General features: G+C 56.4%; 5 protein-coding genes and 2 pseudogenes. 3 read left to right on the top strand and 4 right to left on the bottom strand.

The window, feature by feature from the left end:
- Nucleotides 1-5 precede the first annotated feature (5 nt).
- Both IVA82_RS18780 and IVA82_RS18775 read right to left on the bottom strand, forming a co-directional pair.
- Nucleotides 6-575: a hypothetical protein gene (locus tag IVA82_RS18780; RefSeq protein WP_247493447.1), complete on the bottom strand. Its 570-nt coding sequence runs from the start codon at nucleotides 573-575 to the stop codon at nucleotides 6-8.
- Between the two features lie 904 nt (nucleotides 576-1,479).
- Nucleotides 1,480-1,962: a MarR family transcriptional regulator gene (locus IVA82_RS18775; RefSeq protein WP_247493446.1), complete on the bottom strand. Its 483-nt coding sequence runs from the start codon at nucleotides 1,960-1,962 to the stop codon at nucleotides 1,480-1,482.
- A 503-nt stretch (nucleotides 1,963-2,465) separates the two neighbouring features.
- Between IVA82_RS18775 and IVA82_RS18770 the strand changes: the two genes are divergently transcribed.
- Nucleotides 2,466-3,983 (top strand): porin, encoded by a 1,518-nt coding sequence (locus tag IVA82_RS18770; RefSeq protein WP_247493445.1) that lies wholly within the window; start codon nucleotides 2,466-2,468, stop codon nucleotides 3,981-3,983.
- A gap of 683 nt (nucleotides 3,984-4,666) precedes the next feature.
- Nucleotides 4,667-5,836: a Xaa-Pro peptidase family protein gene (locus IVA82_RS18765; RefSeq protein ID WP_247493444.1), complete on the top strand. Its 1,170-nt coding sequence runs from the start codon at nucleotides 4,667-4,669 to the stop codon at nucleotides 5,834-5,836.
- A 229-nt stretch (nucleotides 5,837-6,065) separates the two neighbouring features.
- Here IVA82_RS18765 and IVA82_RS18760 read toward each other — a convergent pair.
- Nucleotides 6,066-6,185, bottom strand: a pseudogene (locus IVA82_RS18760) (transposase domain-containing protein); the annotation flags it as partial.
- A gap of 131 nt (nucleotides 6,186-6,316) precedes the next feature.
- Here IVA82_RS18760 and IVA82_RS18755 point away from each other — a divergent pair.
- Complete coding sequence (locus IVA82_RS18755) at nucleotides 6,317-7,084, top strand: crotonase/enoyl-CoA hydratase family protein (protein ID WP_247493443.1); 768 nt, start codon at nucleotides 6,317-6,319, stop codon at nucleotides 7,082-7,084.
- A 243-nt stretch (nucleotides 7,085-7,327) separates the two neighbouring features.
- On the opposite strand, the pseudogene IVA82_RS18750 reads toward IVA82_RS18755, so the two are convergent.
- Nucleotides 7,328-7,570: pseudogene (locus IVA82_RS18750) on the bottom strand (IS256 family transposase); the annotation flags it as partial.
- Between the last annotated feature and the right edge of the window lie 106 nt (nucleotides 7,571-7,676).

Here is a 7,676-nt window from a genome sequence, read left to right as displayed (position 1 = left end):
CCTCGTCAATCTTCCAGAGTCGAAAATCCTTGCTCATAGCCCCGCAAAGAATCAGACTCGCCCCAGCTTGACCAGCGACTACTTGGACAGGCTCCTAGCCATGCGAAAATGACTTCATCGCAGGCCGCAAAGTTCTCGAACTCACCGTCCGAAATCGATGCTAGCCGCGGCATCAACAGTTTCAGATCAATGCGCGCAGCTCTGCAGTCAGATTCTAGTTTGATGGCCTCCGGGATGCTAACGATACTGCGCCCACCTGCAACTACGAGAATCGGGCATTTCAAGCGTCGTGCCAATCGCGAGCGATGTGCCGAAGCTAAATGACCATCCGGCAAGTGAGAGGTTTCCGTCATCCACGAGATGGATGCCTGGGTACGAGCCCAAGTCCATAAGCCGCCGTCGCAAACCGCCGCAGCAATGCGGCGATCAGCTAACGCAGAATCGGTAGCCAAGGCGGCTGACAGCCCTTCACCGTAGATCCCGATTCGAGACGCATCGACTTCCTGCTGAGCACACAAATAGTCCAAGCAAGAAGACAATTTCTGATTGTCTATGCCAGCCAGTCGAAACGTCATCGTAAGAGATAACGAGAGCCGCCATGCGTCGGCTTGCTATCACAGGCAGGAGTCGTCCGAGCAGCATCGCTCCCGTTTCGTCTTCCCTGCTTATGCAAATGACTGCCGGAGTACATAGGTCGGGCCCATCGGCCGACACGTAGTAGCCAGGCAGCTTGCGTTCATCCCAGGCCGCGATTTCGACGCGCCGCACCCTCTGCTCTAGAGATCCGAAACTGCTGATGCCAGCTTCCAGTTTGGCCAAAACGTCTCCCGTTTGTGGATCGTCTTCGTCGACCAGCCGCCTGGCAACTTCAAATGCGGTGAGCGCGCAAAGCCAAGATTCCGCCGCGGCATCGAAGGCGCCCCGTTCGACATTCAGGTCTCCAAACAGGCAGTGAGCATCTCCAATGTTCGTCCATCTTGCGACGAAGTGCCGCCGGCTGGTCGCCTCGTAGTGTCCAGAAAAACTATCTAGGAATAGCGCGGCACTTCGCCTTGTGGACTCAAGATTGTCCGTCACTTCAGGCCAAGCAGCGCACAGCATCGGTCTCACCCCTTTGTGCAGATTATGACCAATTGCTCAAGATCACCCCAAACCTTGAGCAATGGAGAGCTCTGAAGCCGGACAGTCACCGTTGACTGGCAGCCTTCAGCTTCCGTGATGTTGACTCTAGATTCTAACGCTCATCAAAGCAGAGGCTCTTCGATCTATGGGCGCGGGCCGCTGAAATTCTGCTTTGTTTTAGCGTAGTGCGCAGTTTTTCTACCGGAAGAGCATCCGCTTCAGAAGCCTCAGCCAATTGTGCTGGAGAAGCAGTTTGCGCTCACGCATTGGTCCAGGCAATACGTGCGGTAATGTGTGCTTCTTGGCGAGCCATGCCGAGATCGCTAAGAGCGCATCAGGCATCGATCGACGGCCCAACTACAATAATCCCAGACTAAGTTTCTGATGTGCAAGCCGGCTATTCGTGGCAATCGAGGTTAGTCGTTTGTTAAGGTAGTCCAAAGACTCTTCGTCCAGGCCGGCAAGCATCGTGGAATTGAGCGCCTGTCTCTTGTCTGACAGCTTTGCCATTTCCGCTCGAGCCGTTTGGGTCAGCGATATCTGCAGGAATCTCGCATCGTCGGGCGATATCACTCGGGCGAGGAGCTCCATCTGTTCAAGCTTCTTCGTTTGATTTGTTACGAAGGCGGGATGGATCCGCAGCTTGTTTGCGACCGCAATTCCGGAGACGCCGCGACCATCGTCCAGTTCGTCAATGGCCATAAGGATTAGCCATTGCGGTTCGGTTATTCCTAACATTTCCGCCCAAGCCTTATGTATCTCCTCGAGTTGAGAATGGATTTCAACGATGTTCCAGATCAGATCTCTAACGGCTCGATCGAATTGTTCTTTTTCGGCCATGTTGGCTTTCGCACTTGCTCATTGTCGCGAGGAAAGAGGCGTCGCGAACGACTCAGGGGCGGCGAGAGCCGATCCTATCCATTGCAATTTGCCTGAAATAGCGTGCATAGGACATAGGCACCATGTAAGTTAGCAATTGACAAGAACAATTAATTGTGTGTATCTTTGCATGATCGTTTAGGACCTCAACCAGCGGTCGTTGCTCTAAAAGCTCCAAGTGGAACCCCCGAGATGCCCCTCGGGGGTTTTTTTTTGCTAAATGGCCCTGACTTATCCCTTACCTCTTCGCAGTGAAGTGCGTGTTGCCCGAGTGCCACATCCTTCTTCAATCGAACGACGCCTTTGATTAATTAATTGCAACAATTGAAGGAGGTAACTAAACGTCACTTCGACAGCGAGGGGGTCCTCGAAGTCGTTCCGTCAGGCACCGGCCCCGTGGGCGAGGGTGGCAGAGCGGATCTTTGAAGGACGGAAACGCGGTTTTCCAACTTGGAGGGTCATCGATGAAAGTGATGAAGGGTATTATCCTTGGGTCTGCAGCAATGTTCGTGGGTGGCGGAGCGCAGGCTGCCGATCTCCCCGTCAAGGCCAAGGCTATCGAGTACGTAAAGGTCTGCTCGCTGTATGGCGCCGGCTTCTATTACATCCCCGGTACTGACACGTGCATCAAGCTGGGGGGGTATCTGCGCGTTAACGCCGTGCTGGGCTCCAATGCCGACTTCGACTTCGCCAGCAGTGGTGTGGGTGGCGCGCACAACCGGCTCAGCAACTACTATACGACCAAGGCTCGCCAGGATCTGAGAATTGATACACGCACGGCAACTGAGTATGGCGTCGTTCGGACGTTCGCTGAGCTTGTGTTCTCATGGACAACCGGCGGCTATACCGGTGCGGGCACTAGCGGCGTCAATGGCGCGACCACTTATACGTCGTCAACCAGTGGGCAGATCGCTGGTGGTTCGCTGGGCGTGTACTACGCTTTCATTCAGTTTGCCGGGTTCACGTTCGGCAAGGCGGAGTCTCAGTTCAGGACGCCCTGGGCCGAATATCCGGCGAATAATATCGAGCTGCCAGGCTCTGCCGGATGGGATCCGGTGAACCAAGTTTCGTATACTGCTGACTTCGGACAAGGCATCACAGCGACGATCTCTGCTCAGGATCAGGTCCAAAATTACACGACCAACATCTGGAACGTGAGCGGCGCCACCGCCGCGGTCCTCGCCACAGGTGCATACGGCGCCAACGACATTGGCGGTACGCGCGCTCCGGACCTTGTTGCGCGGGTTCGCGTCGATCAGGCTTGGGGGCTCTTCCAGGCGTCGTTCGCCGCGCATGACAATCATGCTGCCTACTACGGTGCATCCGAGCCCACGGATCATCCCGGCGACAAGTGGGGCTGGGCTGGCCAGCTCGCATTGTCGATCAAGAATCTCCCGACTGGCGCGGGCGACACGATTAACCTCACCGGCGTGTATGCCAATGGCGCAAGCCGATACGTTTTCAACGACTATATGACGACCAACTACGCGATCTACGGAGGAACGAACGTTGCCGGTGCTTACCAAAGCCTTGGTATTGCCGGTATCTCGGATTCCGTCTTCGTCACCGGTGCTGGCCAGCAGTTGACCACGACTTACGGCTTCAATGGCGGATACACCCATAACTGGGATCCGTATTGGAACACTTCTATCTTCGGCGCGTGGGCTGCTGTTCGATATAACGACACGGCGAAGGGATATATCTGCGGAGCCTTCGTAGCTAATCTGGCGCTATCGAGCGGTCTCGGCGGGTGCAACCCGGACTTCAATTATGCGGTGGTTGGTACGGCTACGGCCTGGACTCCGGTCAAGAACCTGACCTTTACGGGCGAGCTCGCTTACATGATGCTTGACCAGAAGTATGCGGGCGGAAGCACGGTGACACTTCCGCTTCAGTCGGGCATCGCAAAGCCTGCCACGGTGTACGAGCTGAAGGACCAGAACAGCTTGGTGCTGTTGCTGCGCGCTCAGCGCAATTTCTAAGTCGTCTCTGTAGCGAAAGGAGAACAACAGGCTCTTAATGGACCTCCAAGAAGGCCTCCGGCATGCCCGCCGGGGGCCTTTCTCATTAGAAGCCGAAATCCGTCGATCTATCAGATTCGAAGTCGTTCGCCCTCTGCGCTGATGACATGTTCAGCGTCCCAGTTGCACAGAAACAGCATAATCGTTTTTGGGCGCGCAAATGCGCGGCCGAACTTAGATCAGTTTTAGATCTCTGAAGATGCGCCAATGGCGCTATCGCGGCCAGCCTACCTATAACGTGAAGCTTCAGGTGAAGGGTGCGCACGTTGAAGGCTTTATCCGAGCGGTGGAAATCGGGAGGCCTTGATGCTTGCTCCGATAGCTAAGATCATTCCCCATTTCCCTTAGGACATCAAGCTGGCGTGCTTTCGGCTCGCTGGCCCGCGCCTACTCGACCACAACTGCAGAATTTCGGCGGATATCTCCCCTGTTTAGAGGAATCCACTTTTGCCAGGTTCTTTATAGTGCTGGGACTAAGATCTTTTACGCCTTGGAGGACACGCGCAGCGGGCGTCACCTACCTTTGAGCGAAATCGCCAAATCTGCTTCCTAGATGAAGCGGCGCAGCAACAGTTCGAGACTTGCGGAAATGCCTAGGCTCTCCTCAAGGACTTCAGTTAACCAATAACCAAGGAGCTAAGACAATGACCATCAGCAAAGGAGCTCAGGTATTTCCGCGCACGGAGTACTTGCGAAGGCTCGCCGCAGTAAAAGCAGAAATGGTCAGGCGGGAGGTCGAAGCACTTGTCGTCACGTTCGACCGAAGCATCAATTACCTGACCGGCTACACCGCGCGATCGGCCTATGTCCCGCAAGCCCTTGTAATCTCAGTCCACGATGAGGAGCCGACGCTCATCCTGCGCCTTATGGATGTGCCAGCGGGCATCCATCTGACGTTTCTGGAGCGGAACAAGATCATTGGCTATCCAGAATCGCTCGTGGGCAACCCCGAGAAGGACGGTTACGATGCGATCATCGATTTTCTTCAGGAAGCCAAGCTGACGAACCGCGGCGTCGGACTCGAAATGGGGCAACTTCCAGCGCGAGCGGCGGAAAATTTCAAGAAACGACTGCCGGGTGCGAGATTCGTGGACTGTACGCATGTCGTCACATGGATTCGCATCATTAAGTCCGATCTCGAAATAGCTCTGATGAAAGAGGCCGCCGCGATTGCCGATGCGGGTATGATGCGGGCGGCCGACGTCATTCGTCCGGGCGTGCATGAAGCTGACGCCGTCGCTGAGATCCTTTCGACTTTGGCGCGCGGCGCAAATGGCAAGCACGGAACGGGGATTGCAAATATCTTCATGTGCTCCTCACCACGCACCGGAACAAGCCACATTATCTGGAGCGACGACGTCTTCCGCCAGGGTTCACAAATCAATCTCGAACTCGGCGGCGTGCGCCACACCTATACGGCCGCGGTTATGCGCACGTTCTCAATTGGCAAGCCTTCCGACCGTCTGCGTCGTCTACATGAGGCTGAGGTCGCCGGCTTGGAGGCTGCGCTGGATAAAGTTCGACCGGGGGCAACCTGCAGCGACGTCGCCGAAGCATTCAACCGCACGATCGGGAAGTTGGGCTTTCAGAAAGAATCCCGCTGTGGCTATGGCATCGGTATCGATTGGAACGAGGCGGTAACGAGCCTTAAGGAAGGAGACATGACGGTTCTGAAACCCAACATGACCTTCCATCTGATGCTGGGCAACTGGATCGACGAGGATTTCGGCTATGTTCTCAGCGAGACATTCCGGGTCACGGACTCGGGAGCTGACGTGTTGACCCGGATACCACGCAAGATCTTCGAGGTCTAGCCGGCACCGGTCGAAATCCGTCCGTGGTCCGGAATTTTGGAACGTCAGGTCGCGAGCGCGCGCTGCTTGGCAGCATTCATCAATATGCTGTCGAGTACGCTCGCCGACCGCTTCGACTCTTAGTGCAAATGGATGCTGGGCTGCGGTGAAAGGCAGCAGGCCGACAGCTTTTGCAGCTGCCGTAACGGAGAAAAGTAGGCATCGTTCTCAGCCACGGCTTTGAGGCCCGAGCGCGGTACGCCCAGGGCAGTAGCTGGTCGGTATCGCGGTTTGGGTGCCCGTTGACGATCCTGGTCAGGACGTCGGTGAGATAGCCGAGCGGATCGACTTGGCCTTGCCTCGCACTGTCTTGCGCTCATGACCAATCGCCACGGCCGGTACCATGGCCTCTACAAACGAGATCGCTTTGCTGCAGCCACCCTACAACAAAAGGGCTGCTCGCGGCCTGTTTAGTTCCAGACGAGATCGAAGGAGAACCAAATGAACGAACCATCCGAGCGCATTCTGACTGAGCGCCGCGGCCCAATTCTGATCATTACAATCAACCGGCCCGAAGCGAGGAATGCCTTCGACCGCGAAACCTCGAATGCGATGAACGCGGCGATGGATCGTCTCGATGAGGATGACGGTCTGTTCATCGGCGTCATTACTGGGGCTGGTGGCAACTTCTCCGCTGGTGCGGACCTCAAGGAGATAGCTAAGCTCGGTGTGCCGCCGCCGCAGCCCCGTGGCGGCTTCGGCATCATGGGGCGTCCTGCGCGAAAGCCCCTAATCGCAGCTGTTGAAGGCTACGCGGTAGCCGGCGGCTTTGAGACTTGCCTATCCTGCGATTTGATCGTTGCCGCGCGAAATGCCAAATTTGGTGCCCCCGAGGTCAGGCGCAACCTGCTCGCAAGCAGTGCCCTGGTCCGATTGCCACGTCGCATGCCGTATCATTTGGCCATGGAGCTGATATTGACCGGTGGCTTCAAGGAAGCGACGTGGCTTGAACGATTCGGTCTAGTTAATCGCCTCGCGGAGCCTGGGAAGGCGCTCGAGGAAGCTCTGAAGTTAGCTGATGAATTACTGGAGAATGGGCCTTTGGCATTGGCCGCGAGCAAGGAAATCATGTTTCAGTCGGCCGGGCGGGATGATAACCGCTGGGTAGAAGAGACAGCGATCGCCAAGAAGGTGTTCAATTCGGAGGACCTCGTAGAGGCTCTGAAAGCGTTCGCCGAGAAGCGCAAGCCCGTATGGAAAGGACGGTAAAAGCCGGTTTCGAGCGCCGGCCGGCGGCACGCCGACCCTCCGCATAACACGGGCAGGATAACGCCCGATGAGTACTTCATTGAATTACAAGCGTCAGTGATGCTCGACCATGGCTCGTGGCGGATCATTAGATCCGCGAGCACGACGCGCTGGTCAGCGGCGTGCATTCATCGGTAGTGCGCATAAAGCATCATCCGGTCATTGTGGGAGCTATCGCCAAATTTTGGTGACGGCCGGAGCCGGTCAGGCGGCGGCGGTTGTGGGCTGACGGTCGGTCGGCTTGGCGATGACCTCGATCCCGTCGTTGAATGTCACACCAAGAACGAGTTTTGGCAACTGGTGGTGGCCATCGAGACGGCGCCAGCTTTTCTGCGCGGCTTCCAGCAGTTTGAAGACCATCGCGAGCGCGGTCCTGTTGGACAGGCAGCCCTTCGATCGGATCGTGCGGTGGCGCACGGTGGCGAAGGTGCTTTCAATGGGGTTAGTAACCGGTATGAGATGTCTCGGTGCCAACGTTCCGCTGCGATTTTCTGCATCGTGGCGTATGGTGCGACCATCGGGACAGAGGCACCGGGAGCACGATGTGCGGGCA

The sequence above is a fragment of the Bradyrhizobium sp. 142 genome, assembly GCF_023074015.1.
Lineage (GTDB): Bacteria > Pseudomonadota > Alphaproteobacteria > Rhizobiales > Xanthobacteraceae > Bradyrhizobium.
Note: the sequence above shows the minus strand (reverse complement) of the source record. Positions and strands in the feature narration are given on the sequence as shown.